Source organism: Pseudorhodobacter sp. MZDSW-24AT (assembly GCF_002794355.1).
GTDB lineage: Bacteria > Pseudomonadota > Alphaproteobacteria > Rhodobacterales > Rhodobacteraceae > Pseudotabrizicola.
Genome location: NZ_PGOI01000002.1, coordinates 227,725 through 254,040, shown reverse-complemented (window position 1 = coordinate 254,040; position 26,316 = coordinate 227,725). Strand labels below are relative to the sequence as shown.

Genomic DNA, 26,316 nt, shown 5'->3' with positions numbered 1-26,316 from the left:
CAGGGTTACTCTGGCTCAAACTTCAGGGCCACCCCGTTCATGCAATAACGCAGGCCCGTTGGGGCGGGACCGTCATTGAACACATGGCCCAGATGCGCATCGCAGCGATTGCAGTGCACTTCGGTGCGCCGCATGAACCAACTGCGGTCTTCGGTCTCCCCCACCAATTCCTCGCTGATCGGTGCATAGAAGCTGGGCCAGCCGGTCCCTGAATCGAACTTCGTCGACTGGTCGAACAAGGGAGCGTCGCAACACACGCAGCGATAGGTCCCCGGTTCTTTTGGGAAGTTGTCATGCGTAAACGCCCGTTCGGTGCCGTGTTTGCGTGTGACCTTGTAAGCAAGATCCGACAGCATCGCCTGCCATTCGGAATCCGATTTCACAACCTTGTCCATACGCATCTCCTGTGGTTCTGTGCGCCTGACAGGCGCCGGTTGGGCGCTGTCTGTGATGTCTATCTAGGGGGGGCAGGTGCAGGTGCCAAGGGTCGGGGGGCAGGCATGAAGCCATTTGCACGCGGCCGCTATGAGGTGCGCTTTGCCCAATCCGAGGCCGAAGTCGAGGCCGCACAGCGCTTGCGACACAAAGCTTTTCTTGCGGCACGCGGGCACACGCGCGCGGACGGGCGCGATGTGGATGCCTTTGATGCGACGGCGCGGCATGTCCTTGTGCTCGACACGGCCTGCGCCGAGCCTGTTGCCTGTTACAGGGTGCAACTGTTCCACGGAACCGAAGTGGCAGCGTCTTATGCAGCACAGTTCTACGATCTGTCACGGCTGACGCATTTTCCAGAACCGATGCTGGAAATGGGGCGCTTTTGCCTCGACCCCAGCAGACATGACCCCGACATCCTGCGCCTTGCTTGGGCTGCCATGACGCGCCTTGTGGACGATGCGCGGGTGGGGCTGTTGTTTGGTTGCTCAAGCTTCAACGGCGCAGACATTGCGCTGCATGCCAGTGCTCTGGCCGCATTGACCGGGCGTGTCGCACCCTCGACGTGGCGGCCTGCGGCGCGCGCGCCCGAACAGGTGACGCTTGCCAAGCTTTCAGCGGCAACTCAATCGGCGGCAACGCTGCCCCCGCTGCTGCGCACCTATTTGTCGATGGGGGGCTGGGTCAGCGATCACGCGGTGATCGACCGCCACATGGATACCTTGCATGTTCTGACCGGGGTCGAGATTGCGGCAATCCCCGCCGCGCGGGCGCGCGCCTTGCGCATTCTGGCGGCGTCCTGAATGGGGTATAATAATACCACTTTTGTAAGCATATGTTTTTGCTTACTTTTATATTGCCATGGGTCCTTGACGCAATGCAGATGATACGCGATAAGCCGCCATCCGAGTTACCGGGGGGGCAACCCCTTCCTATTCTCCATGGGACACCACCGATGAAAACCTTTACCGCTACTCCGGCGGACATCGAGAAAAAGTGGATCCTGATCGATGCCGAAGGTATCGTTCTGGGCCGCCTTGCCACGATCGTCGCCAACATTCTGCGCGGCAAGAACAAGCCGACCTTCACGCCGCACATGGATATGGGTGACAATGTCATCATCATCAATGCGGACAAGATCCAGATGACCGGCAACAAGCGTGCCGACAAGGTCTATTACTGGCACACCGGCCATCCGGGCGGGATCAAGCAGCGCACGGCACGTCAGGTGCTGGAGGGCGCGCATCCTGAGCGTGTCGTGATCAAGGCCGTCGAGCGGATGATCACCCGCAACCGTCTGGGCCGTCAGCAGATGACGAACCTGCGCGTCTATGCCGGTGCGGAGCATCCGCATGAAGCTCAGCAGCCGATCGTCCTGGACGTTGCGGCGCTGAACCCCAAGAACACCCGGAGCGCGTGATCATGGCTGACATCAAATCTCTTGACGATCTGAAATCGGCCGTTTCCGGCACCTCCGCGGATGTGGCGGCTCCGGCTGCGGCACCGCGTGTGGCTGTGCGCGACGCGCTGGGTCGGTCTTATGCGACCGGCAAGCGGAAGAACGCTGTGGCCCGCGTCTGGGTCAAGCCGGGCACCGGCAAGGTGACCGTGAACGGCAAGGAAATGGCCGCCTATTTTGCGCGTCCGGTTCTGCAGATGATTCTGAAGCAGCCCTTCACCGTCGCCAACGTGGAAGGCCAGTTCGATGTGATGGCCACCGTCGTGGGTGGTGGTCTGTCGGGGCAGGCGGGCGCTGTGAAGCATGGCATCTCGAAGGCCCTGCAGCTTTATGAACCCGGCCTGCGCGGCGCGCTGAAGGCGGCGGGCTTCCTGACCCGTGACAGCCGCGTGGTCGAGCGCAAGAAGTATGGCAAGGCGAAAGCCCGCAAGTCCTTCCAGTTCTCGAAGCGCTGATCGGCTTTGGTTTTTGGAAAAGGCCCGCCTTCTGGCGGGCCTTTTTCGTTGCGGTGCCCCCTGTGTTACACGCGCAGGGGTCTTGTGAGATCAAAGACTTAGCCTGGCTCTGTTCAGGAAGTTTTAACCTTTGGCGGCCCGTGCTCTGCCCAAAAAAAAGGGCCGGATAAATCCGGCCCAGTCAGGGGAAGTAAGGGAGCTACAAAGGGGTGGGAAAGATCAGCTTTCCCAGAAACGACGGCTGGCCTCGGCCTCGGCGGTGAGCGGGTCGACACCGATGTCGCGCAACAAGTGCCCGTCCAATCGGCGCAAGTCCTTTCGGGTGCGCTGGCGGGTTTCCCACGCCATCACGCGGACCGCGGCGGCCAGCACCAACCGCGACAGCGGAGGGAGAGAGGCGGGGCGGATAACCAGCGTTTCGGCGGGTGACATGACGGGTTCCTATTCACGAGCAATTTGTGTTGATACAATGGCGCGTCGGCCATATGATAGAGATACAAAGCCCGGAAATGAATCGCCAGAGGAACATTGTGGCTGATACAATATGGTTGCCGAAGCTGTCGGATGCCGATGGCCCCAAATATCTGGCCCTGACGCGCGCGCTGCGTGAAGCGATCAGGTCGGGCGAGTTGGAAACCGGGGCGCAATTGCCGACGGTGCGCGAATTGGCATGGCAGTTGAAGGTGACGCCCGGCACGGTGGCGCGGGCCTATAGTCTGGCGACGCAAGAGGGTATGCTGGCGGCGACGGTGGGGCGCGGCACCTTTGTGGCGGCGAGCGCGCCACGGCTGGGGCCGACGCAGGCGCTGTTTGTCGACCGTGAGCCCGCCCGGGTGAGCGGCAAGGTGGACCTGCGCGCGCCGATCTTGCCGGATGTAGGGCAGGGCGCGGCGATTGCGGCGGCCTTGCTGGCCTTGGGCGGCGATGGCGAAACCGACTGGATCGACTACCCGAGCCAGCAGGCCGAGCTGCCCTTGCGCGCGGCGGTGTGTGACTGGGTGTCGGACCGGATGCTGGGGCCGATTTCGGCGGAGGATATTGTGCTGGCCCATGGCGGCCAGAACGCCATCAACCTTGTGTTCATGTGCTGTCTGCGCGGCGAGCGCCCGGTGGTGCTGACGGAAGAACTGGCCTATCCCGGTTTTCGCCACGCGGCGCGCCTGAGCCGGGCCGAGGTGGTGGCGGTGGAGATTGACGGCGAGGGGATTGTGCCAGAGGCGCTGGAACAAGCCTGCCGTCGCCATGGCGCGCAGGTTCTGTGTCTGACAACCGAGGCGCAAAACCCCACCACGGTGCGGATGGGGCTGGAACGGCGGCAGGCGCTGGTGGACATCGCCCGGCGCTATGACCTGCAAATCATTGATGATGATTGTTATTCGGTGTCGACCACCACGCTGCCGTCGATGCGGGCGCTGGCGCCCGAACGTGTGTGGCATGTGGGCAGCCTGTCAAAGACCATTTCGGCGGGCTTGCGCTTTGGCTATCTGGTCGCCCCGGTGGGCATGGGGCAGACGGGGCGGTTGACGGCGCAGCATCAGTTCTTTGCGCTGTCGCGCCCCATTGAGGCGATTGTGTTGCACTTGTTGCAATCGGGCGAGGCGGTGCGCCTGCGCCAACTGGTTCAGGAAGAGCTGGAGGCCCGGTTGCAGTTTGCGGTGAACGCGCTGGGGGCCTTTGATCTGAGTTGGCAGGCGGGATTGCAGTTCATTTTCCTGCGCTTGCCTTCGGGCTGGCGGGCCAGCAGCTTTTGCAGCCATGCCGAGGCCGCGGGGGTGATGGTGCGGTCGGCCGATGAATATGCGCTGATCCATGGCCGCGCGCCCCATGCGGTGCGGGTGGCGCTGTCGGGCAATGTATCGATGCCGCGCTTTCAGGACGGAATCACAAGATTGGCACAATTGCTGGCGCAGCCGCCGGCCGAATTGATGGTCTGACCGGCGCGCTCCACGGCACGCTGCGAGGGGGGGCTGAATTGTGGCACAATTGTGGCAGCATTGTGCCGCCCGCAAGGCCGCATTGCGGCAGCTGTTGCAGGGATGTGTCCATGCGCCCGCAAAATGCGCCTTGCCGCGCCTTGCACCGAGGCAAAGCTTGACGGGTGCGGGGGACTGCCCCAGTTCTGACATCATAACGAGCAGACGCATGCAACGTCATGCATAAAAATGACAGGACGAGCCCTATGGGACAGCAAACCACTTTCCATGCCCCGCATGGCGGGGCCGATTTTCTGGGCTATCGGACGCGCGCCGGGGCCACCGAGATTGTTTATGATGACGGCGTCGCGCGCCGGATGGTGTGGCGGGTGTCGGGTGCCGCGCCCGAAGCGCGGCTTTCCGAGGCGCTGCGGGCCGCGGTAGGCGCGGTGCGTGTGGTGCCCTCGCTTTATGACGAGCTGAAAAAGCGCGCCATCGCCATTGAGCGGGTTGCAGGCTAAGACCTGTTGCTGCGATTATGGGCAAAGCCGGACCGGTGGTCCGGCTTTTTTCGTGACAGGGCTTGAGGCTGGCCAGATCGGGCCTTGCCAGTCTGAAGCGCATGTGACTAAGTTTTGATCAAAGTCGCGGCACAGCGGCACCGGGCCATCCGCCGGGATCGGCGCAACAGGGGGTGACATGGCGAAATCGACTTCGGTGCTGGGCCGGTCAGAGGCGCGCGCGGGCCTTTTGATGATCAGCCCCACGGCGCTTTATGCCGTGTTGTTGCTGGCAGCCCCTTTGGCGACTGTGCTGTTGTATTCGCTGGCGACCGGCGGGCGCGGCGTGGTGACATGGGATTTCAGTCTGGCCAATTACATCGAGGTCTGGACCGGGCCGGTCTATCGCGCGATCATGCTGCGGTCGCTGCTGGTGGCCCTGTCGGTGACGGTTGTCACGGTGCTGATCGCCTATCCGATCGCCTATTTCGTGAGCTTCCATGTGGCGCCTTCGAAAAAGTCGCTCTGGCTGTTCCTGATCACGATTCCCTTCTGGACCAGCTATCTGATCCGCGTGTTCCTGTGGAAGGTGATCCTTGGCTATAACGGCGTGATCAACTCGGGGCTGATGGGCATTGGAATCATCGACGAGCCGCTGACATGGATCAATTACAATGTCGGGGCCTTGGTGGTGACGCTGGCCCATGCCTATGCGCCTTTTGCGATTCTGCCGATCTTCGTGGCGCTGGAAAAGATTGACCGCAGTCTGCTGGAGGCCGGGCAGGACTTGGGCGAGTCGAAGTTGCGCACGTTCTGGCGGGTGACGCTGCCCTTGTCGATGGGCGGGGTGATTGCGGCGGTGCTGATCGTGTTCATCCCGACGATCGGCGATTATGTGACGCCGGATCTGATTGGCGGGGGCAAATTGCCGATGATCGCCAATATGATGGAAGTGCAGATGCTGAAGATCAACAACAAGCCCTTGGGCTCGGCGATTGCGGTGTCGGCGATGCTGATCGTGGCGCTGATCTCGCTGGCCTTCGTGCTGGTGAACCGGCGCTTCCTTGGGGCGGGAAAGTAGAGGTGGCATGATGAAATCCCGCGGGCTCAAGGCCTATGCCATTGGCTACCTGATCTTTCTGTATGCGCCGATTGCGCTGTTGCCGATCTTTGCCTTCAATGACAGCCGGATCATCGCCTTTCCGCTGTCGGGGTTCACGACGAACTGGTTTGCCGAGATGTGGGCGGACCGGCAGCTGTGGCAGGCGCTGAAGAATTCGCTGGTGATCTCGGGGTCGACGGCGGTGATTGCCACGGTGCTGGGGGTGTTTGGCGCGCGGGCGAGCACGCGCTATGCCTTTCCGGGCAAGGGGGGGCTGGTGGGGCTGATCATGCTGCCCTTGGTGCTGCCCGAGATGATCGTGGCGATGTCGCTGCTGGTGGTGCTGCTGGCGATTTCGGTGCCGCTGTCGATCTTCACGGTCATTCTGGGCCATGTGCTGATCACCACGCCCTTTGCGGTGGCGATCCTGTCGTCGGCGTTCCAGAGCTTGGACAAGTCGCTGGAAGAGGCGGCCTATGACTTGGGCGAGGGGCCGGTGTCGACCTTTCGGCTGATCATCCTGCCGCTGGTGGCGCCGGGGATCATCTCGTCCTTGCTGATCTGTTTCACCATCAGTCTGGATGAGTTCATCATCGCCTATTTCCTCGCGGGCGCCGATACGGTGCTGTCGTCCTATATCTACAGCCAGTTCCGCTTTCCGGCGAAGGTGCCGGCCATGCTGGCGCTTGGCACCATTCTGGTGCTGGTGTCGGTGACGCTTCTTTCCATTGCAGAATTCTTCCGTCGGCGCGGGATCGCGAAGACCGGCGGCAAAGACACCGGAGGCTTTTTGTGAGCAACGCATCTTCCCCGCCCAAGCCGACGATGATCGAGTTCCGCGACGTGCACAAATATTACGGCGATTACCACGCGCTGCGCGGGATCAATGGCACCATCCGCGCGGGGGAATTCTTTTCGCTGCTGGGGCCTTCGGGCTGTGGCAAGACCACGCTCTTGCGCACCATCGCAGGCTTTGAAGGCATCGACAGCGGGGCGGTGCTGATCGACGGCAAGGACATGGCGAAAGTGCCCGCCAACCTGCGGCCCACCAATATGGTGTTCCAGTCCTATGCGATCTTTCCGCATATGAGCGTGGCCGAGAACGTGGGCTTTGGCCTGCGCCGCGACCCGCGCAGCAAGGCCGAAAAGGCGGCGGCGGTGGAAGAGGCGCTGGAGATGGTGGGGCTGAAAGGCTATGGCGGCCGCGCCGCCCATGCGCTTTCGGGCGGGCAGCGCCAGCGGGTGGCGCTGGCGCGTGCGCTGATCCTCAAGCCCAAGGTCCTGCTGCTCGACGAGCCGCTGAGTGCGCTCGACAAGAAGATGCGCGAGCATATGCAGGTGGAGCTGATCAAGCTGCAACGGCAGGTGGGCATCACCTTTGTTCTGGTGACCCATGACCAGGAAGAGGCGCTGGTGATGTCGGACCGGATCGCGGTGATGTTCGAAGGCGAGATCGCGCAGCTGGCCGATCCCGAAACCCTGTATCGCCGCCCCAACAGCCGCAAGGTGGCGGATTTCATCGGCACCATGAACTTTATCCCCGCCGAGGTGATCGGCACGCAAGGCGATCAGATCGAGGTCGAGGCCAAAGGTCTGGGCCGCGCGCTGTTGAACGCTGATCAATGCCCGGCGGGTCGGGGCGATGTCCCTGTCGTGGGCCTGCGCCCCGAGACGCTGACGCTGCTTTACCCCGGCCAGACCACCAGCGAGCGCAAGGTGGACGGGGTGATCGACGAGGTGATCTATTTCGGCGACATGACCTATTATGATGTCTATCTGGGCGGCACCGATGTGGAGGTGCGGCTGTCGATGCGCAACACGCCGGGGCGGCCGATTCTGGAGGTGGGCAGCACCGTGGATGTGGCCTGGAGCCCGAGCGCGCTGGTGCTGTTCCGCTGAGCCTGCAAGAGGAGATCGCGGGCTGCCGCTTGTGCGCGGCCCGCTTTGCCGCCACCGCCACCGCGCATGTGCCGCGCCCGGTGGTGTGGTTCGAAAGCGGCGCGCGGCTGTTGATCGCGGGGCAGGCCCCCGGCGCGCGGGTGCAGGCGAGCGGCCGGCCCTTTACCGATGCTTCGGGCCTGCGCTTGCGCGATTGGCTGGGGCTGACGGAGGCCGCCTTCTACGACCGCGCGCGCGTGGCCATCGTGCCGATGGGGTTCTGCTTTCCCGGCTATGACGCCAAAGGGTCTGATCTGCCGCCCCCCGCGCTCTGTGCCGCGACCTGGCGCGGGCGGGTGATGGCAAGCCTGCCGCACATCCGGCTGACGATTCTGGTGGGCGGGGCGGCGATGCGCTGGCATCTGGGGCCGGGGCCGGTGACCGAACGGGTGGCAGAATGGCGCAAGGCGGCAGCAGACGGCATCTTTCCCTTGCCCCATCCTTCGTGGCGCAATACCGGATGGCTGCACCGCAACCCGTGGTTCGCGGCCGAGCTGTTGCCCGTGCTGCGCGCGCGGGTGGCCGAAGTGATGGAGCCTTGACCGATGTCCGAAATCATCAGCCTGCTGGATGCCGCCCATGCCGCCGTGCATGCCGACCCAGAGAACGAGACGCTGCGCCTGCGGTTTTTCGAGCGGCTGGCCGATGGCGAAATGTTCCTGCTGCTGGAACGGGAAGCGCAAGGCGAGGTGCTGGAACCCCGGGTGTTTGATCTGGAAGACGGGCGCTTTGTGCTGGTGTTCGACCGCGAAGAGCGGCTGGCGGGGTTCACGGGCGGCATCGCTCCCTATGCCGCCTTGCCGGGGCGGGTGATCGCAGGGCTCTTGAAAGGGCAGGGCATCGGGCTGGGGGTGAATCTGGGCGTGGGGCGTTCAGAGATGCTGTTGCCCCCCGAGGCGATGGACTGGCTGGCCGAGACGCTGGAGGAGGCGCCGCAAGAGGTGCAGGACCTGCCCGAACATTTTCACGCGCCGAAGGTGCCCGAAGGCTTGGTGGCGGGCTTGGATGGCAAGCTTGCCCGCGCAGGCGGCCTTGCCTCGGGCGCGCTCTTGGCGGCGGTGACCTATCGCGGTGGGCGGCGGGGGCATATGCTGGCCTTTCTGGACGCGGCCCCGGGGGCGGAGGCGGCGCTGGCCCGCGCGGCCTCGGAAGCGCTGGTGTTTTCCGGGATCGAGGCCGGGGAGCTGGACGTGGCTTTCCTGCACAGCGCCGATCCGGCGGCGGTGGCCATGGCGCGGCTGGCCTTGCGCTTTGATCTGCCCGCGCCAGAGCAGCCCACGCAGCCCGGCGCGCCGGGGATGGACCCGAAGCGGCCGCCGCGGTTGGTCTGACGCGGGTGGGGGCCGCACTTGGAGGCCAGCGTCGCGCGGGGGCCAGCCCCCGCACCCCCGGGATATTTATGAACAGATGAGCGGGGCCGGGCGCGCGGGGGCGGTGACGACGCGAGGGGGGCGGCGGTTGCTGGGGCCAGCGTCGCGCGGGGGCCAGCCCCCGCACCCCCGGGATATTTGTGAACAGATGAACGGGGCCGGGCGCACGGGGGCGGTGACGACGCGAGCGAGGCGGCGGTTGCTGGGGCCAGCGTCGCGCGGGGGCCAGCCCCCGCACCCCCGGGATATTTAGGAACAGATGAGCGGGGGCCGGGCGCGCGGGGGCGGTGACGTGGCTTGACGGCGCAGGCAGGGGCGCATACCTGACGGCGCATGGCACGCGCACCCCTTCTTCAGATCTCCGACATCTCGCTCACCTTTGGCGGGAACCCTGTGTTCGACAACCTGTCGCTGGTGATCCAGCCCGGAGACCGGGTGGCGCTGGTGGGGCGCAATGGCTCGGGGAAATCCACCCTGATGAAGGTGATGGCCGGGTTGGTCGAGGCCGACCGGGGCGGGCGCGTGGTGTCTCCGGGCGTGCGGGTGGGCTATATGGAGCAGGACCCGGATCTGTCGGGGTTCGAGACCTTGGGGGATTTTGCCGCCAGTGGCCTTGACGTGGGCGAGGAATACCGGGTGGCGATGGTGGCGGAAGGGTTGAAGTTCAACCCCGAGACGCCGGTTGCGACCGCGAGCGGTGGCGAGCGGCGGCGGGCGGCCTTGGCCAAGCTGCTGGCAGAGGCGCCGGAGCTGATGCTGCTGGACGAGCCGACCAACCATCTGGACATTCAGGCGATCGAGTGGCTGGAGGCAGAGCTGGCCTCGACCCGCACCGGATTTGTGCTGATCAGCCATGACCGCGCCTTTCTGAAGGCGCTGACGCGGGCCACGCTTTGGGTGGATCGCGGCGAGGTGCGGCGGCGCGAGGCGGGGTTTGACGGGTTCGAGGAATGGCGCGAGACGGTCTGGGCCGAAGAGGATGAGGCGCGCCACAAGCTGGACCGCAAGATCAAGGCCGAGGCGAAATGGGCGGTCGAAGGGATCTCGGCGCGCAGGAAGCGCAACCAAGGGCGGGTGCGGGCCTTGGCGGCCTTGCGGGCCGAGCGCAGCAGCCAGATCCGTCGGCAAGGCACGGCGGCGCTGGAGATGGAGAGCGGGCCCACCAGCGGCAAGCGGGTGATCGAGGCGCGGGGCATCGGCAAGGGCTTTGGCGACAAGCGGATTCTGGACGGGTTTGATCTGCGGGTGCTCCGCGGCGACCGGGTGGCATTTGTGGGCCCCAATGGGGTGGGCAAGACCACATTGCTCAAGATGCTGACGGGGGAGATCGCGCCGGATGCGGGCGAGGTGATCCTTGGCACCAATCTGGAGATTGCGGTGTTTGACCAGACGCGCGCGCAGCTGGATGCGAATGCGACGCTGTGGGAGAACCTGACGGGCGATCCGCTGATGGCGGTGTCGGGGGCGTCGGATCAGGTGATGGTGCGGGGCACGCCCAAGCATGTGGTGGCCTACCTCAAGGACTTCCTGTTTGATGAGCGGCAGGTGCGCGCGCCGGTGCGCAGTCTTTCGGGGGGGGAGAAGGCGCGGCTGTTGCTGGCCAAGCTGATGGCGCGGCCGTCCAACCTGTTGATCCTGGACGAGCCGACCAACGATCTGGATGTGGAGACGCTGGATCTGCTGCAGGATGTGTTGGGTGAGTATGACGGCACGGTGCTGCTGGTCAGCCATGACCGGGATTTCATCGACCGGGTGGCGACGGCGACGGTGGCGATGGAAGGCAACGGGCGGGCGACGGCCTATCCGGGCGGCTGGTCGGATTATGTGGCGCAGCGCCCCGAGGTGATGGCGGCGGAGGCCAAGGCGGCGAAGGCCGCGGCTCCGGTGAAGGAGGCGCCAAAGCCGCCCAAGAGCGCGGGGCTGTCCTTCACGGAGCGCAAGCGCCTGGACGATCTGCCCGCGATCATCGCGCGGCTGGAGGCCGAGATTGCCAAGCTGGAAGAGTTTCTGGCGGTGCCGGATCTGTACCGCACCGATCCGGTGAAGTTCAAGAAAGGCACCGAGGCGCTGACCGAGCGGCAGATCGCGCTGCAAAGCGCCGAGGAAGAGTGGCTGGCTTTGGAAGAGCGGGCCTGAGCGGGGCGCGCCTACCAGCGCCCGGTGGCGCCGCCGCCGGAGGAGCTGCCGCCCCCGAAACCACCCGAGCGGCTGGAACCATTGGATTTTTTCGGGATCGTGTAGGGTTCGCTGCGGTCATGGCCGCAGGCGGCGCAGCGGGTGTGGATCAGGCCATGGCCTGCGCGGGCGGGGCTGGCGGCCAGCAGGACATCGCGATGGCGCGAGAGGCGGCGCGCGCCGCAGGTGGGGCAGGCGCGCAGCCGCACCAGCGCATCGCCGAGCCGTTGGCGCGCCACAAGGCCGAGGAAGGCGAGGATCATGCCGCCGAACACCGCGAAGGGAGCGAGCGCGCCCCAGTCCAACGGCGGCTCTGGCGGCCTCTCTGCCCCGGCGGCGAAGGGTCGGGCGATCAGATCGAAGGTGGCGGGCACCCCGGCGCTGATCCCGGCGATATAGTCGCCATCGCGGAAGGCAGGGAGAAAGGCGCGGTCGATCACGCGTTGGGCGGCATTGTCCCAGATCACCTCATAGCCCGCGCCCAGCGCGATGCGCATTTCGCGGTCTTCCTGCGCGATGAGGATGAGAATGCCATCGTCGCGCGCGGCGTCGCCCACGCCCCAGTGATTGAAGAGGGCCTTGGCATAATCCTCGATCCGCTGGCCTGCGCCGCCGTGATCGGACAGGCGGGCCATGGTGACGAGGACCACCTGCACGCCCGTCTCGGCCCGGCCTTGGGCGAGGATCTGCACCAGCTCTGCCTCGGCCTCGGGGGGCAGGAGATCGGCGAAATCGCTGACGGTGTCGCTGAGGGGGGCGGGCAAGCCTTGCGCCTCTGCGGGCGCGGGCAGGGATTGCGCCCATATCGGCGCGGGCAGGGATTGCGCCTGCCCCAAAGCGGCAGTGAAGGACAAGATGAGGAGGGTGAGGGTGGAAAGGGCGCGCGGCATGAAGGCACCTGTGAGGGAGTGGCCCCCATCATGGCAGCTTTGCCAAGGGCTGCAAATGGGGCTTGGCGGGGGGCGTGGCGCGGGGTAGAACGCCCTCATGACAACGCGTTGCATCATCTGCGGCTGCATTACCTGCTGACCTTTGGTCGCGCGGGGGCTTGTCAACATTCCCAAACGGATTGGAACTTGCTAGACCCCGCGCCGGGATGCCGCTGCGCATAAGGGATTTGGGCTATGGTGACGATCAAGCTGACCAATTCGAAGACCCACCGCAAGGAGGTGTTCGAGCCTTTGGACCCGCGCCATGTGCGGATGTATGTTTGCGGGCCCACGGTGTATGACCGGGCGCATCTGGGCAATGCGCGCCCCGTGGTGGTGTTTGACGTGCTCTATCGGTTGCTGCGCCATGTCTATGGTGCGGAGGCGGTGACTTACGTGCGCAACTTCACGGATGTGGATGACAAGATCAACGCCAAGGCCGCCGAGACGGGGCGGGCCATTCGCGACATCACCGATGAGACGATTGGCTGGTATCACGACGATATGGACGCTTTGGGGGCGTTGCGGCCCAATCACGAGCCGCGCGCGACCGAGTTTATCGGCGCGATGATCGCGATGATCGAAGGGCTGGTCGCGAAGGGCCATGCCTATGCGGCGGAAGGCCATGTGCTGTTCCGGGTGCGGTCTTATGCCGACTATGGCGCGCTGTCGGGCCGGTCGGTCGATGACATGATCGCGGGCGCGCGGGTGGAAGTGGCGCCCTTCAAGGAAGACCCGATGGATTTCGTTTTGTGGAAGCCATCGGAGGCCGGGGTGCCGGGCTGGGAGAGCCCTTGGGGCTATGGGCGGCCGGGCTGGCATATTGAGTGCTCGGCCATGGCCTATGAGCTTCTGGGGGAGAGTTTCGACATTCACGGCGGGGGGTTGGATCTGCAATTCCCGCATCATGAGAATGAGATCGCGCAGAGTGCCTGCGCGCATGACCACGGCAGTTTCGCGCAGGTCTGGCTGCACAATGAGATGCTGCTGGTCGAGGGCAAGAAGATGTCTAAATCCTTGGGCAACTTCTTTACGGTGCGGGATTTGCTGGCGCAGGGCTATCCCGGCGAGGTGATCCGCTTCGTGCTTTTGAGCACGCATTACCGCAAGCCGATGGACTGGACGGCGGAGAAGGCGCGGGAGGCGGAGCGGCATTTGCAATTGTTTTGGTCCATGACCGCACAGGTTGCCGCCGGGGCTGTGGATCAAAGGGTTATCGACGCATTGAGCGATGACCTGAATACTGCCCAAGCCCTGAGTGTGTTGCACCAACTTTACACCGAAGGAGATGCAACAACCCTTGCCGCAACCATGGACTTTCTAGGTTTTGTCGGCGGAGATCGCGCATATTGGGTGGAAGAAGATAAGGCCGTGCGTGCGAGGCTGGAGCCCTATGCAGAGGCTTTGGCGCAGGCACGAGAGCAGGCCATGCAAACCAAGGACTTCTCAAACGTGGACGCTTTGAAGGTGATGTTGATTTCGGCGGGTGCCGAAGTTCGTATGTCAAAAGGCTCTGTTGAAGTCTTGCCGACACCCGACTTTGATCCTGTGAAACTGGAGGCGCTGAAGTGAACGAATTTTCTGCGAAAATTCGGTTGGGGGGCTGTCTGCCCCCCGTCGCCTGCGGCGACTCCCCCCGAGGATATTTGCAAACAGATGAGGCGACCCGGGATGCGTGAGCGCTTGTATCTTTATGACACCACGCTGCGCGACGGGCAGCAGACGCAAGGGGTGCAGTTCTCGGCTTTGGAGAAATGTTTGATCGTCGAGGCGCTGGATGCTTTGGGCGTGGATTACATCGAAGGCGGCTGGCCCGGGGCCAATCCGACGGATTCGGAGTTTTTCAGCACGGTGCCGCCGACCAAGGCCCGGATGACCGCCTTTGGGATGACCAAGCGCGTGGGGCGGTCGGCCGAGAATGACGATGTGCTGGCGATGGTGCTGGATGCGGGCACCGGGGCCGTCTGTCTGGTGGGCAAGACGCATGAGTTTCATGTGGTGACGGCGCTGGGATGCACTTTGGAGGAAAACCGCGCGGCGATTGCGCAATCTGTGGCGCATGTGGTGGCGCGCGGGCGGGAGGCGTTGTTTGACGCCGAGCATTTCTTTGACGGCTACCGCGCCAATCCCGGCTATGCGCTGGACTGTTTGCGGGCGGCCTTGGACGCCGGGGCGCGCTGGGTGGTGCTGTGTGACACCAATGGCGGCACCTTGCCGGCCGAAGTGGGGCAGGTGGTGGCTGAGGTGATCGCGGCGGGGGTGCCGGGGGATCGGCTGGGGATTCACTGCCATGACGACACCGGGATGGCGGTGGCCTGTTCGCTGGCGGCGGTGGATGCCGGGGTGCGGCAGGTGCAGGGCACGCTGAACGGCTTGGGCGAGCGTTGTGGCAATGCCAATCTGGTGAGCCTGATCCCGACCCTGATGCTGAAAGAGCCCTATGCCAGCCGCTTTGAGACAGGGGTGAGCCGGGAGGCTTTGGCGGGATTGCTGCGCACCAGCCGGATGCTGGATGATGTGCTCAACCGGGTGCCGCTGCGTGCGGCGGCCTATGTGGGGGCGAGCGCCTTTGCCCATAAGGCGGGGCTGCATGCGAGTGCGATCCTGAAGGACCCCAGCACCTATGAGCATGTGCCGCCCGAGACGGTGGGCAATGCGCGGGTGATCCCGATGAGCAATCAGGCCGGGCAGTCGAACCTGCGGGCGCGGCTGGCGCAGGCGGGGATTGTGGTGGACCCCATGGATGCGCGGTTGGGGCGCATTCTGGAGGTGGTGAAGGCGCGCGAGGACCAAGGCTATGCCTATGACGGGGCGCAGGCGAGCTTTGAGCTTTTGGCGCGGCGCGAGCTGGGGCAATGCCCGGAGTTCTTCGAAGTCAAGCGCTACCGGGTGACGGTGGAGCGGCGCAAGAACAAGTATGACCGCATGATCAGCCTGTCGGAGGCGGTGGTGGTGGTCAAGATTGGCGGGCGCAAGATGCTGTCGGTGAGCGAATCGATGGATGAAAGCGGCACCGACCGTGGTCCGGTGAACGCGCTGGCCAAGGCGCTGGCGAAGGATCTGGGGCCGTATCAGGCGTGCATCGACCGCATGAAGCTGGTGGATTTCAAGGTGCGCATCACCCAAGGCGGCACCGAGGCGGTGACGCGGGTGATCATCGATTCGGAAGATGAGCAAGGGCGGCGCTGGTCGACGGTGGGGGTGAGCCCGAACATCGTGGACGCGTCCTTCGAGGCGCTTTTGGATGCGATCCAGTGGAAGCTGATCCGCGATCTGGGGCAGCCTGTGCAAGAGGCGGCGGAATGAGCGCGGTGCCAAAGGCGTTTTTCACGTTGCATGAGGGGCTGACGCGCGAGGCGCCGGGGGATGCCGAGTCGCTGGCTTGGGCGCTGGATGTGGCGGGCACCCCGGCGCGGGGGCGAATCTTAGATGCAGGCTGCGGGCCGGGGGCGGATCTGGCGCTGTTGGCGGGCTTGCGCCCCGGGGCCGCGCTGGTGGGCCGCGATCTGCATGCGCCGTTCATCGCGCGCATCCGGGCCGAGCAGCCATATGTGAGCGCTGAAGTCGGTGACATGCTGACTCCTGACGGGGAGTTTGATCTGATCTGGTCAGCGGGCGCGGCCTATGGGCCGGGGGTTGACGCGGCGCTGGCGGCGTGGCGCAGGCATGTGCGCCCCGGGGGGGCCGTGGCCTTTTCCGACTGCCTGTGGCGCAGCCCGCACCCCGCCCCCGCGGCGCGGGCGTTCTGGGCCAAGGACTATCCGGCGATGCAGGATCTGCCCGGCCATATCGCGCGCATCGAGGCGGCGGGCTATCGCATTCTGGGCGCGCGCTGGCTGGGCGATGCGGCATGGGAGGCCTATTATGGCCCCTTGGCCGAACGGGTCGCCGCCTTGCGCGCGGGTGCCGATGCCGAGATGGCGCAGGTGCTGGATCAGACCGAGGCGGAAATCGCGCTCTGGCGCCTTCATGGCGCGGATTTCGGCTATTACCTGACCGTGGTGCGCCCGCTATGAGCCTGGATGCCTGTGCTGCACTGGTTCAACGCGGCGATCCTGACCGGTTTCAGGCCGTGATGGCGGCCCCCGTGGCGGCGCGGGCCAAGCTCTTGCCGCTCTATGCGCTGAACCTTGAAGTGGCGCGCGCGCCTTGGGTCAGCAAAGAGCCGATGATCGCCGAGATGCGGTTGCAATGGTGGCGCGACGTGGTGGCCGAACCGGCCCCGCGCGCGCATGAGGTGGCGGCGCCCTTGCACGATCTGATCCAAGCGGCACAACTCCCAACGGATGTGCTGGACCGCATGATCGAGGCCCGGCGCTGGGACATTTACAGCGATCCGTTCGAGGATCAGGCGGCGATGGACGCCTATCTGGACGACACCGCCGGAGGGCTGATGTGGCTGAGCGCCTGTGCGCTGGGGGCAAGGCCCGAAGCAGAGGCGGCGGTGCGCAGCTACGCCTGGGCGGCAGGGCTGGCAAGCTATCTGCGCGCGATCCCGGAACTGGCGGCGCGCGGGCGCATCCCGCTGGTCGATGGCCGCGCCCCCGCGATCACCGCCTTGGCCTTGCGCGGACAGATCCGGCTGAACGCCGCGCGCCGCGCCGGGGTGCCGCGCGCGCTGCGCCCGGCGCTGCTGGCAGGCTGGCAGGCGGAAGGCCTGCTGAAACGCGCCGCGCGCGATCCTGCCGCCGTGGCCGAAGGCCGGTTGCAGCTTTCGGATTTCGCCCGCCGCGGCCGCCTTTTGTGGCAGGCCACGACCGGCCTGTTCTGACACGCGGCGCGCCCACAAACAGGGGCGCGCCCCCTGCCGCTTGCACCTTTCTGAAATACTCCCGCGCGGAGCGCTCCTGCGGGTGGGGCCAAGCGCGCGCGGTCAGAGCTGCGCGCCTCACCCGCGCATCTCGCGCGGCCGCGCCCACAGCCAGATGAGCGCGCCCCCCGCGAGCACCAGAAACGGCAGCATCGCCATGTTGACAAGCTGCCAGCCGGTTTCGACCGAGCCGCCGGCGCAATTCATCAGCCCGCCCGAGGAAAAGCTGGCGACCGAGACGCCACCGAACAGGATCAGGTCATTCAACCCTTGCAGGCGGCCGCGCTCTTCCGGGCGCTGCGCCGACGTGAGCAGCGTAGTGGCACCGATGAAGCCGAAGTTCCAGCCCAGCCCCAGAAGGATCAGGGCGATGTAGAAATTCTCAAGCGCGACGCCCGCCATCGCCACCGCCCCTGATCCTGCAAGGATCAGAAGGCCTAGGGCAATCACCCGCTCGACCCCGAACCGCGCGATCAGATGGCCGGTAAAGAAGCTGGGCGCATACATGGCCAGCACATGGGCGCTGACCACATTGGCGGCATCGGCGGTTTCAAACCCGCAGCCCACCACCGCCAGCGGCGAAGAGGTCATCACCAGATTCATCAGCGCATAAGAGACGGTGGCGCAGATCATGGCGACGGCGATGGTCGGGGTGCGGATCAGCTCGGCCCGGCTGCGCCCTTGCGGCGCGCCCAAGGCGGGCGCTTTTGGTTTTGGGATGGACAGTCCCAAGAACAGGAAGGCCCCCAGCAGGTTCAGCACGATCACCGACAGATAGGTCGCAAGGAAGGGCACCACCATCGCCTCGGCGGTGGCCTTGACCAGTTGCGGGCCAAGGATGGCCGACAAGAGCCCCCCTGCCATCACCCAGGAAATCGCCTTGGGGCGGAAGCTCTCGGAGGCGGTGTCGGCGGCGGCAAACCGGTAGAATCCTTGCGCACTCATGTAGATGCCGGTGAAAAGCCCGCCAAGGCAGAACAAGAGGAAACTGCCTGTCAGCAGGCCATAGGCGCCGATGGCGGCACCGATCGCACCGCCCAAGGCCCCCAGCACAAAGCCCGCCCGGCGGCCATGCCTTTGCATGAAGGCCGAGATCGGCGTGGCGGTGAGCATGGAGCCGATCACCGTGAGCGAGATTGGCAAGGTGGCCCAGCAGGCGTTGGGCGCAAGGCTTTGCCCGGCAAGGCCCGCGATGGTGAAGATCATCGGCATCTGTGCCCCGAGCACGGCCTGCGCCGCGACAAGGACAAGGACATTGCGTTTGGCGGTGGTGTCCTGGGTCATGGTCTGTTCAGCGGTAGGGGGTTTGCGCGGGACGGGCAAGGGGGAATTGGCCGCAGGGCTTGGCTTGTGCAGAGGCGCCCTCTGCGGCAGGGTGGTGCCATGATTGGACGCATCATCGAAACCGAGGCCTGTGTGGCCGAAGGTGCCGCTTGGCTTGCGGCGCGGGACGCGCGGCTGGGCGCGGCGCTGGCGCTGTGCGGGCCCTTGCCGCTGCGGCGGCAGGCCGATGGCTTTGGCGCGCTGCTCTCGGCCATTGTGTCGCAGCAGGTCTCGGTCGCCTCGGCCCGCGCGATCTGGGCGCGGCTGGAGGCGGCGGGGCTGGCGGAGGCGGCAGGCATGGCGGCTGCGGATGAGGCGGCCTTGCGCGCCGTGGGCCTGTCGCGGCAGAAGGCGCGCTATGGGCAGGCGCTGGCGCGGGCCGGGATCGACTTTGTCGCCTTGCGCGGCCTGCCTGATGCCGAGGTGGTGGCCACGCTGGTCGCGGTGCCGGGCATCGGGCGCTGGACGGCCGAGATCTATGCGATGTTCGCCTTGGGCCGGGCGAATGTGTTTGCGCCCGGCGATCTGGCGCTGCAAGAGGCGGCGCGGCTGCTCTATGGGCTGGCGCACCGGCCTTCGGAAGCGGCGCTCAGGGCGCAGGCAGAGCTTTGGTCGCCTTGGCGGTCGGTTGCGGCACGGGCGCTTTGGGCCTATTACCGGGTGGCCAAGGAACGCGAAGGGATCAGATGATGCGGCAGTTGCAATCGGCGCGGCGGGGGGTGACACAGGGCCGGGCCAAGAATGTGGTCGTCTTCGTGCATGGCTATGGCGCCGATGGGGCCGATTTGCTGGGGCTGGCCGATCCGCTGGCGCCGCATCTGCCCGAGACGGCCTTCTATGCGCCGGATGCGCCCGAGCCTTGCGCGGGCAATGGCTTTGGCCGCCAATGGTTCTCGATTCCATGGCTGGACGGGTCGAGCGAGGCCCAAAGCCGCGACGGGCTGCTGCGCGCGGCGCAGGATCTGAACGGATTTCTCGACGCCGTGCTGGCGGCGGAAGGCGTGGGGCCCGAGGCGCTGGCGCTGGTCGGCTTTTCGCAAGGCGCGATGATGAGCCTGCATGTCGCGCCGCGCCGTCCGGTGCCGGTCGCAGGGGTGGTGGCAATCTCGGGGCGGTTGCTGGCGCCGGAGGTGCTGGGCGCAGAGGCGCTGGTGCGCCCGCCGGTGCTGCTGATCCACGGCGATCAGGATGCGGTGGTGCCTTTCGCCGATATGTCGCTGGCCGGCAATGCGCTGGTGGGGGCGGGGTTCGAGGTCTTTGGCCATGTGATGCAAGGCACCGGGCATGGGATTGCGCCCGATGGTCTGGGTGTGGCGCTGCAATTCCTGCGCGAACGGTTGCCGGGGTAGCGCGATTTTTCGCCGAAAAATCGTTTTTGCCTGAGGCAGAACGATTTTTCTGCGAAAAATCGGTTTTGGCTCAACGGGACTGCGCGGCGAGATAGGCGGCGCAACCGGTGAGGGCGGCAAAATCATCCTCGACCACGGTGATCGAGAAATCGGTCTGCAACAGGTCCACCCGGCGGGTTTCGCGGAAGTGATCGGCCAGACCCAGCCGCGCGAAATGCGGGGTCATGGCGCGGGCCATGCCACCGATCAGGTAGATGCCGCCATAGGGCAGATGGATCAGCGCAAGATCCGCCAGCGTCTGCCCCAGAATCCGCGTGTAGAGGCTGGCGGCATGGGTCGCGACCGGGTGGCCCTTGTCGAGGTCTTCGAGCACCTGCGCCGAGGTGGTGGCGGCAGGTTCGCCGGCCTGATCGGCGGCGAAGGCGTGCAGGTTGATGAGACCCCGGCCGGACAGCACCTCTTCCACGCCGCAATGCGCGACCTCGCCCCGGCTGGCCAGAAGCGATTCGACAAAGCGCATCAAGAGCAGGTCTTCTTCCGAGCGCACCGGCATGTTGACATGGCCGCATTCCGACGGCGGCACGATGCGGGCCGCGCCAGTGCCATGCACGGGGGCGGCGTTGACGCCGGTGCCAAGCCCCACCACCAGCAGGGTTTCCGACGGATGCGCGCTGCCGCCTTGCGGCGCGGGCATCACCGGGCGCAGGTTGCCGGGCGCGATATGGCCCAGCGCTTGGCCTTGGGCTTGCAGATCGTTGAGGATGGCCGTGTGCTTGGCCCCGGTGGCGGCGCGCAGTTTGGCGGCGTCGATCACCCAATCGAGGTTGGTCATGCTGGCCACCCCGTCCTGCACCGGGCCTGCGGCGGCGACACAGGTGCCCGACACGCTGGCGCCGTTCGATGTCAGGTAGTCGGAGAGGATATTGGCGATGTCCTGTCCGCGCGCCTTATACTCGGCGTTGGAAAAGCGCGCGACCGTGTCGGGCAGCACGCGCGGCCCGTCGGCAAGTGCCACGCGGGTGTTGGTGCCGCCGATGTCGGCGAGGAGGGCGAGGGTCATAAGCGGCGTCCTTGAGGTCAGTCGTTGCGGGCGAGGGCCCGGGCGAGCGCGTGATACGAGGATTTCGGGGTCCTTGCCAAGCTGTCAAAATCGACATGCACGAGGCCAAAGCGTTTCTCGTAGCCTTCGGCCCATTCGTAATTGTCGAGAAGCGACCAGTAGAAGAAGCCTTGCACATTGGCGCCCTCTGCAATCGCGCGCCGCGTGGCGCCCAGATGCGCAAAGAGAAACTCTTCGCGCACCGCATCGGTGACCGCGCCGCCCGAAAGCTCATCCGCATTGGCCATGCCGTTTTCGGTGACATAGATCGGCAGGTCGCCCACGTAATCGCGCGCCATCCGGGTGAGGAAATGCTGGAGGCCGTCGGGGTAGATTTCCCAGCCCATCTGGGTTTTGGCCAAAGGCCCCGGCACATCGGCCAGATGCGGCCATGGGGCGGCGGCGTTGTGCGCGTGCAGGTGGCGGGTGTAGTAATTCACGCCCAGCCAGTCCAGCTTTTGCCCGATCAGCGGCATGTCATCTTGCCAGTTCTGCGGCATATGCGGCCCGAGGCCTTCGAGCACGATCTCGGGGTAGCTTTGCCGGGTGATGCCTTCGATGAACCAGCGGTTGAAGATGCCGTCCCAGCGCGCGGCGGCCTGTTGATCCTGCGCGCTGTCGGTGGCGGGTTGTGCGTAATCGAAGTTGAGCACGATGCCGAGATTGGGCTGGCCCATCCCGCGCAGACGTTCCACCGCCATGCCATGCGCCAGAAGAATATGGTGCATGGCGCGGGCGGTGGCGCGGATGTCACGCTGGCCGGGGGCATGGGCGCCGATGAAATGCGACAGCCACGCCACGCACCACGGCTCGTTGATGGTGGCGATGCTGGCCACGCGGTCGCCGAGGCGTTCGGTGATGAATTGCGCGAAATCGGCAAAGCGCGCCGCGGTGTCGCGGTTGGTCCAGCCGCCCTGATCGGCCAGCGGCGAGGGCAGTTCCCAGTGATAGAGCGTCTGGAACGGCTTCAGCCCCCGGGCCAACATGCCATCGACCAGACGGTCGTAGAAATCCAAGCCTTCGGGGTTGACGGTGACCCCATTGGGCATCACCCGCGCCCAAGAGGTGGAGAAGCGATAGGCGTCCATGTTGGCGGCGCGCAGCAGATCAAGATCGGCGGGCCACTGGTGGTAATGGTCACAGGCGCGGGCGCCATCTTCGGCGCGCACCACATTGCCCGGCGTGGCGGCGAAGGTATCCCAATGGCAAGGACCGCAGCCCCCAAAGCCTGCGCCTTCGATCTGATATGCGGCGGTGGCCGCGCCAAAGAGGAATCCGGGCGGGAAATCGAAGCGCGAGAGGCGAGGCGGCTGGGTCATGGCGGGAGCTTTCGGTCGGACGGAAAAAAGGGGCAGGCGGGTTTGATCGCGGTCAGGTCCGGGGGCAAGGGCCAGTGGACTGGCCGATGATCAGCTCGGCCTCGAGCAGGCGTTGCTGCGGGCCGGGGCTGGGGCTTGCGATCATGTCGAGCAGCATTTCGGCGGTCAGACGGCCTGCATCGCGCACCGAGGAGCGGGTGGCGGTGAAGATCGGCACGTCATCGCCGTTTTTCATATAGCTCAGGTCATCGTCATGGATGATGACGCTGATGTCGCGGCCCATCTGGAGGCCTGCTTCTTCCAGCGCGCGGCGCACGCCCATGCCCGAGATCATGGAGGCGACCAGAAAGGCGGTGGGACGGCGGGGCAGGGCGAGCATGGCGCGGGCGGCGCGGTGGCCTGCGATTTCGGTCATCTCATCGGTGGCCATCAAGGCGGGGTCGGGCGCGATGCCGCGCGCCGAGAGCGCATCGACATAACCGGTGCGGCGGCGGATGGCGAAATCCATGAATTCCAGACCATTCACCAGCCCGATGCGGCTGTGGCCAAGATCGAGCAGGAATTCGGTGGCGCGCTGGAAGGCGCGGCGGTTGTTCACATCAAGCCAGCTGTAGGGCAGGCTCGCGCCCGTGGCGCGGCCATGCACCACGAAAGGCAGGCCGATTTCGTGCAAAAGCGCGATGCGCGGGTCGTTGAGCTTGGGCGCGTGGACGATGACGCCATCGACATTGCCTTTGGATTTCAGCCCGCGATAGGCGGCCTCTTCCTGCTCGTCCGGGACCACGGACAGCACCATGTCATAATCGTTGCGGCTGTAGGTTTCACCGGCCCCGGCGATGAAATCGGCAAAGACCGGGTTCACGATTTCATGCCGCGTGGCGACGGGGATCACATGGCCGATGGCCATGGCGCGACCGGTGGCCAGCCGGATTGCGCGGGTGTTGGGGTGGTAATTGTGACGCTTGGCCGCGGCCATGACACGTTCGCGCGTGGCTTCATTCACCTCGGGGTAGCCGTTCAGCGCACGGCTGACGGTGGTGGGAGACAACCCGAGACGGGAGGCGAGTTCCTTGAGGTTCATTGCGGCAAAGTCATGGCTGGACGGTTCCGGGGGCTACGGGGGCGAAAGAAGGGCCCTGCGCGCGCCCAAAACGGTTTCAATCGGCGCTGACCTTAGCCAGCCGCTGCGCCGAGGTCAAAGACAAAGCGCAGCCGCCGTAATCGTTTCAGGAGGATGCTGCGCCTGCAAAATCGGCGCTTCGCATTCATTGCGGGCGCTTTGGATTGACAGGTGGCAGGCCATCGGCAAAGGTGCGGCATCCAAAGCGGTTTGAAGGCGATTCTTCGGGATCGGTCTTGGGCGGCTGTTGGCACAACGCCTCGCAAAGATGGGCGGGGTCATCCGGGAGGACTGCACATGAAATCGAAACTGACCGTCAGCGTTGCCGCGCTGGCCTTGCTGTCAGGCGGCGCCTTTGCGCAAGACCTGAAATTTCCGATCGGCGAAGGCGCCTATAACTGGGCCTCGTTCGAAGAGTTCAAAGCCGCGCACGGCGATCTGGCCGGGCAAGAGCTGACGATTGCCGGGCCATGGCTGGGGCCGGACCAAGAGCTGGTCGAGTCGATGCTGGCCTATTTCGAGGCGGCCACCGGTGCGGATGTGAAATATGTGGGTTCGGACAGCTTCGAGACGCAGGTGCGCATTGACGCCGAAGCGGGTTCGGCGGCCAATATCTCGGTCTTCCCGCAGCCCGGGCTGACGGCGGATCTGGCCCGTCTGGGGCAAGTGGCGCCGTTGACCGAGGCAGATGCGGCATGGCTGAGCGAGAATTACGCGGCCGGTCAATCATGGGTGGATCTGGCGAGCTTTCCGGGGCCGGATGGCAATGACGCGCTGTTTGGCTTTTTCTACAAGGTCGATCTGAAATCGCTGGTCTGGTACAGCCCCGAGAACTTTGAGGATGCGGGCTATGCAGTGCCCGAGTCGATGGAAGATCTGAAGGCGCTGACCGAGCAGATGGTGGCCGATGGCGTGACGCCGTGGTGCGTGGGTCTGGGCTCGGGCGGGGCGACCGGCTGGCCGGCGACCGACTGGGTGGAAGACATGATGCTGCGCGTGAACACGCCGGCAGATTATGACGCTTGGGTCAGCAATGAGCTGAAGTTCAACGATCCCAAGGTGGTGGCCGCGATCGAGGAATTCGGCTGGTTCATCGAAGAAGGCAAGGTGGCCGGCGGCGCGGGCGCTGTGGCGACCACCGATTTCCGCGACAGCCCGAAAGGTTTGTTCTCGTCGCCGCCGCAGTGCATGATGCACCGTCAGGCGTCGTTCATCCCGTCCTTCTTCCCGGAAGGCACCGAGATGGGGGTGGATGCGGACTTCTTCTATTTCCCGGCCTATGCCGAGAAGGATCTGGGCAAGCCGGTTCTGGGCGCGGGCACGCTGTTTGCGATCACCAAGGACAGCCCGACCGCGCGCGCCTTTATCGACTGGCTGAAAGTGCCGGTGGCGCATGAAGTGTGGATGGCGCAGTCGGGCTTTCTGACACCGCATAAGGGCGTGAACCTTGACCTTTACGGCGATTCCACCCTGCGCGGCATGGGTGAGATCCTGCTGGGGGCAGACACGTTCCGCTTTGACGGGTCGGACCTGATGCCGGGCGGCGTGGGCGCAGGCTCGTTCTGGACCGGGATGGTGGATTTTGCCGGCGGCAAATCCGCGCAAGAAGTGGCGGATGCGATCCAGTCGTCTTGGGATGGCCTGAAGTAAGCGCGATCAGCCCCGGCGGCAGAGCATGCCGCCGGGGTTTTTCGTTCCGCCGGGGCGGCGCGAGAGACGAAAACGAGTGCCGGGTTACCGGCCACGGACCGGGGAACCACTTTAAGGGGGAGGTTGAGGCGCCATGTCACCGGCACTTCAGGGGTTGATCACCATCATCATCGGCGTTGGCGGCTGCGTCGGCTATTTCTATTTTTCCAACCTGTTTCTGGACAAGGTGCTGTATCCGCCGACCGGCCCGAATGCGGGGCGCAACATCACCCGGGCGGGGATGATCCGGCCTTGGCTGTTTCTGGCGCCCGCGCTGATCGCGCTGACGGTGTATCTGGCCTATCCGGTGGTGGAGACGCTGCGGCTGTCGCTGACCGAGCGGGTGCCGGGCGGGGGCTATGCCTTTGTCGGGCTGGACAATTACAGCAAGATGGCGGCCGAGCCGAAGTTCTGGGAAGCCTTGCGCAACAACATGCTGTGGCTCATCGTGGTGCCGGCGATGTCAACCGCCTTTGGGCTGCTGGCGGCGCAGCTTTCGGACCGCATCCGCTGGGGCAATCTGGCCAAATCGCTGATCTTCATGCCGATGGCGATTTCCTTTGTCGGCGCTGCGGTGATCTGGAAGCTGGTCTATGACACGCGGCCCGTGGGGCAAGAGCAGATTGGCATTCTGAACGCGGTCTGGCTGGCCTTTGAGGGCGGGCCGATGTCGGTGCTGTTCCTGAAGATCGTGCCGATCCTTGGCCTTTTGGCCTTTGCCGTCGCGGTTGGCTTGATCGCTTGGGTCTTTGTGCGCCCGATGCTGAAGGCGCGCGAACAGGTGGGCAGCGGCACCATCCCGTTGCGGCTGCTGGTGGGCGCGGGGGCGCTGTGGCTGATCTACATGTCGCTGCGGTCGATCTTTGGGCTGGCGGGGGCGGATCTGCCTTATGGCGTGCCGCAGACATGGCTGACGATTCCGTTCTGGAACAGCTTTTTCCTGATGATCGTGCTGGTCTGGATCCAGACCGGCTTTGCCATGGTGATCCTGTCGGCGGCGCTGCGCGGGGTGCCGGAAGACACCATCGAGGCGGCCATCGTGGATGGGGCCAATCCGTTTCAGATTTTCTTCAAGATCAAGGTGCCGCAGATCATGGGCACCATCGTGGTGGTCTGGACCACCATCACCATCGTGGTGCTGAAGGTGTTCGACATCGTCTATGCCATGAGCAACGGGCAATGGGAGACGCAGGTTCTGGCCAATTACATGTATGACAAGCTGTTCCGCGCCAATGACTGGGGCGTGGGCTCGGCCTCGGCCATGATCATCATGCTGTTGGTGACACCGATCCTGATCTGGAACGTCTACAACGCCCGCAAAGAAATGCGCTGAG

26 protein-coding genes are annotated in these 26,316 nt (G+C 65.1%); 19 read left to right on the top strand and 7 right to left on the bottom strand.

Annotated elements, in window-relative coordinates; translation table 11 throughout:
* Positions 1 to 5: 5 nt before the first annotated feature.
* A complete protein-coding gene (gene msrB, locus CUR21_RS02865) occupies positions 6 to 395 on the bottom strand; it encodes a peptide-methionine (R)-S-oxide reductase MsrB (RefSeq protein WP_100195503.1) in 390 nt (129 codons plus the stop codon).
* A gap of 105 nt (positions 396 to 500) precedes the next feature.
* Between msrB and CUR21_RS02860 the strand changes: the two genes are divergently transcribed.
* The 3 genes from CUR21_RS02860 (at position 501) to rpsI (ending at position 2,346) form a co-directional block, all read left to right on the top strand.
* On the top strand, positions 501 to 1,235 hold the full coding sequence (locus tag CUR21_RS02860; RefSeq protein WP_100195502.1) for a GNAT family N-acetyltransferase: 735 nt from the start codon (positions 501 to 503) through the stop codon (positions 1,233 to 1,235).
* A gap of 152 nt (positions 1,236 to 1,387) precedes the next feature.
* Positions 1,388 to 1,852, top strand: a complete 465-nt coding sequence (gene rplM, locus CUR21_RS02855; protein ID WP_100195501.1) for a 50S ribosomal protein L13 — start codon at positions 1,388 to 1,390, stop codon at positions 1,850 to 1,852.
* Positions 1,853 to 1,854: 2 nt separating this feature from the next.
* Complete coding sequence (rpsI, locus tag CUR21_RS02850) at positions 1,855 to 2,346, top strand: 30S ribosomal protein S9 (protein WP_100195500.1); 492 nt, start codon at positions 1,855 to 1,857, stop codon at positions 2,344 to 2,346.
* 219 nt (positions 2,347 to 2,565) lie between these two features.
* On the opposite strand, the gene CUR21_RS02845 is transcribed toward rpsI, so the two are convergent.
* On the bottom strand, positions 2,566 to 2,778 hold the full coding sequence (locus CUR21_RS02845) for a DUF1127 domain-containing protein (protein WP_100195499.1): 213 nt from the start codon (positions 2,776 to 2,778) through the stop codon (positions 2,566 to 2,568).
* 98 nt (positions 2,779 to 2,876) lie between these two features.
* On the opposite strand from CUR21_RS02845, the gene CUR21_RS02840 reads away from it, so the two are divergent.
* The 8 genes from CUR21_RS02840 to CUR21_RS02805 all read left to right on the top strand — a co-directional run bounded on the left by CUR21_RS02840 (position 2,877) and on the right by CUR21_RS02805 (position 11,305).
* Positions 2,877 to 4,280, top strand: coding sequence for a PLP-dependent aminotransferase family protein (locus CUR21_RS02840; RefSeq protein ID WP_100195620.1), 1,404 nt, complete (start codon positions 2,877 to 2,879; stop codon positions 4,278 to 4,280).
* Positions 4,281 to 4,525: 245 nt separating this feature from the next.
* The gene (locus CUR21_RS02835) at positions 4,526 to 4,780 is read left to right on the top strand and encodes a hypothetical protein (protein WP_100195498.1); all 255 of its coding nucleotides are present in this window, start codon (positions 4,526 to 4,528) and stop codon (positions 4,778 to 4,780) included.
* A gap of 178 nt (positions 4,781 to 4,958) precedes the next feature.
* Positions 4,959 to 5,840 carry an ABC transporter permease gene (locus CUR21_RS02830; RefSeq protein WP_100195497.1) on the top strand — a complete coding sequence of 294 codons (882 nt, stop codon included), beginning with the start codon at positions 4,959 to 4,961 and terminating at the stop codon, positions 5,838 to 5,840.
* 10 nt (positions 5,841 to 5,850) lie between these two features.
* Positions 5,851 to 6,657: an ABC transporter permease gene (locus tag CUR21_RS02825; protein WP_100195619.1), complete on the top strand. Its 807-nt coding sequence runs from the start codon at positions 5,851 to 5,853 to the stop codon at positions 6,655 to 6,657.
* Between the two features lie 29 nt (positions 6,658 to 6,686).
* On the top strand, positions 6,687 to 7,760 hold the full coding sequence (locus CUR21_RS02820; RefSeq protein ID WP_100195618.1) for an ABC transporter ATP-binding protein: 1,074 nt from the start codon (positions 6,687 to 6,689) through the stop codon (positions 7,758 to 7,760).
* A gap of 29 nt (positions 7,761 to 7,789) precedes the next feature.
* The gene (locus tag CUR21_RS02815) at positions 7,790 to 8,341 is read left to right on the top strand and encodes a uracil-DNA glycosylase family protein (protein WP_369802497.1); all 552 of its coding nucleotides are present in this window, start codon (positions 7,790 to 7,792) and stop codon (positions 8,339 to 8,341) included.
* Positions 8,342 to 8,356: 15 nt separating this feature from the next.
* Positions 8,357 to 9,130, top strand: a complete 774-nt coding sequence (locus CUR21_RS02810; protein WP_198431606.1) for an SseB family protein — start codon at positions 8,357 to 8,359, stop codon at positions 9,128 to 9,130.
* Positions 9,131 to 9,502: 372 nt separating this feature from the next.
* Positions 9,503 to 11,305 (top strand): ABC-F family ATP-binding cassette domain-containing protein, encoded by a 1,803-nt coding sequence (locus CUR21_RS02805; protein WP_100195494.1) that lies wholly within the window; start codon positions 9,503 to 9,505, stop codon positions 11,303 to 11,305.
* A gap of 11 nt (positions 11,306 to 11,316) precedes the next feature.
* Here the strand turns inward: CUR21_RS02805 and CUR21_RS02800 are convergent, their stop codons facing one another.
* Entirely contained in the window at positions 11,317 to 12,234 is a 918-nt protein-coding gene (locus CUR21_RS02800; RefSeq protein WP_157791924.1) for a YgcG family protein, read from the bottom strand.
* 234 nt (positions 12,235 to 12,468) lie between these two features.
* On the opposite strand from CUR21_RS02800, the gene cysS reads away from it, so the two are divergent.
* The 4 genes from cysS (at position 12,469) to CUR21_RS02780 (ending at position 17,044) form a co-directional block, all read left to right on the top strand.
* Positions 12,469 to 13,845 (top strand): cysteine--tRNA ligase, encoded by a 1,377-nt coding sequence (gene cysS, locus CUR21_RS02795; RefSeq protein WP_100195492.1) that lies wholly within the window; start codon positions 12,469 to 12,471, stop codon positions 13,843 to 13,845.
* Positions 13,846 to 13,944: 99 nt separating this feature from the next.
* Entirely contained in the window at positions 13,945 to 15,579 is a 1,635-nt protein-coding gene (gene cimA / locus CUR21_RS02790; protein WP_232622660.1) for a citramalate synthase, read from the top strand.
* On the top strand, positions 15,576 to 16,289 hold the full coding sequence (locus CUR21_RS02785) for a trans-aconitate 2-methyltransferase (RefSeq protein ID WP_100195490.1): 714 nt from the start codon (positions 15,576 to 15,578) through the stop codon (positions 16,287 to 16,289). Before cimA ends, CUR21_RS02785 begins: the two co-directional genes overlap by 4 nt.
* Positions 16,286 to 17,044: a squalene/phytoene synthase family protein gene (locus CUR21_RS02780; protein WP_100195489.1), complete on the top strand. Its 759-nt coding sequence runs from the start codon at positions 16,286 to 16,288 to the stop codon at positions 17,042 to 17,044. The genes CUR21_RS02785 and CUR21_RS02780 overlap by 4 nt, the downstream gene beginning before the upstream one ends.
* Before the next feature lie 117 nt (positions 17,045 to 17,161).
* On the opposite strand, the gene CUR21_RS02775 is transcribed toward CUR21_RS02780, so the two are convergent.
* Entirely contained in the window at positions 17,162 to 18,367 is a 1,206-nt protein-coding gene (locus tag CUR21_RS02775) for an MFS transporter (protein WP_100195488.1), read from the bottom strand.
* A 99-nt stretch (positions 18,368 to 18,466) separates the two neighbouring features.
* Here CUR21_RS02775 and CUR21_RS02770 point away from each other — a divergent pair, with 99 nt between their 5' ends.
* Positions 18,467 to 19,096, top strand: coding sequence for a DNA-3-methyladenine glycosylase (locus CUR21_RS02770; RefSeq protein WP_100195487.1), 630 nt, complete (start codon positions 18,467 to 18,469; stop codon positions 19,094 to 19,096).
* Positions 19,093 to 19,755, top strand: a complete 663-nt coding sequence (locus CUR21_RS02765) for an alpha/beta hydrolase (protein ID WP_100195486.1) — start codon at positions 19,093 to 19,095, stop codon at positions 19,753 to 19,755. The genes CUR21_RS02770 and CUR21_RS02765 overlap by 4 nt, the downstream gene beginning before the upstream one ends.
* A 70-nt stretch (positions 19,756 to 19,825) precedes the next feature.
* Here the strand turns inward: CUR21_RS02765 and CUR21_RS02760 are convergent, their stop codons facing one another.
* From CUR21_RS02760 to CUR21_RS02750, 3 genes are read right to left on the bottom strand one after another with little or no spacing between them, the layout of a single operon-like run.
* Complete coding sequence (locus CUR21_RS02760; protein WP_100195485.1) at positions 19,826 to 20,815, bottom strand: glucokinase; 990 nt, start codon at positions 20,813 to 20,815, stop codon at positions 19,826 to 19,828.
* A gap of 17 nt (positions 20,816 to 20,832) precedes the next feature.
* Complete coding sequence (locus CUR21_RS02755) at positions 20,833 to 22,173, bottom strand: GH1 family beta-glucosidase (protein WP_100195484.1); 1,341 nt, start codon at positions 22,171 to 22,173, stop codon at positions 20,833 to 20,835.
* A gap of 52 nt (positions 22,174 to 22,225) precedes the next feature.
* The gene (locus CUR21_RS02750; protein ID WP_100195483.1) at positions 22,226 to 23,254 is read right to left on the bottom strand and encodes a substrate-binding domain-containing protein; all 1,029 of its coding nucleotides are present in this window, start codon (positions 23,252 to 23,254) and stop codon (positions 22,226 to 22,228) included.
* Positions 23,255 to 23,590: 336 nt separating this feature from the next.
* Between CUR21_RS02750 and CUR21_RS02745 the strand changes: the two genes are divergently transcribed.
* Together CUR21_RS02745 and CUR21_RS02740 are read left to right on the top strand one after the other, a co-directional pair.
* Positions 23,591 to 24,943: an ABC transporter substrate-binding protein gene (locus CUR21_RS02745; protein ID WP_100195482.1), complete on the top strand. Its 1,353-nt coding sequence runs from the start codon at positions 23,591 to 23,593 to the stop codon at positions 24,941 to 24,943.
* Between the two features lie 133 nt (positions 24,944 to 25,076).
* Positions 25,077 to 26,315, top strand: coding sequence for a carbohydrate ABC transporter permease (locus CUR21_RS02740; protein WP_100195481.1), 1,239 nt, complete (start codon positions 25,077 to 25,079; stop codon positions 26,313 to 26,315).
* Position 26,316: the final 1 nt, after the last annotated feature.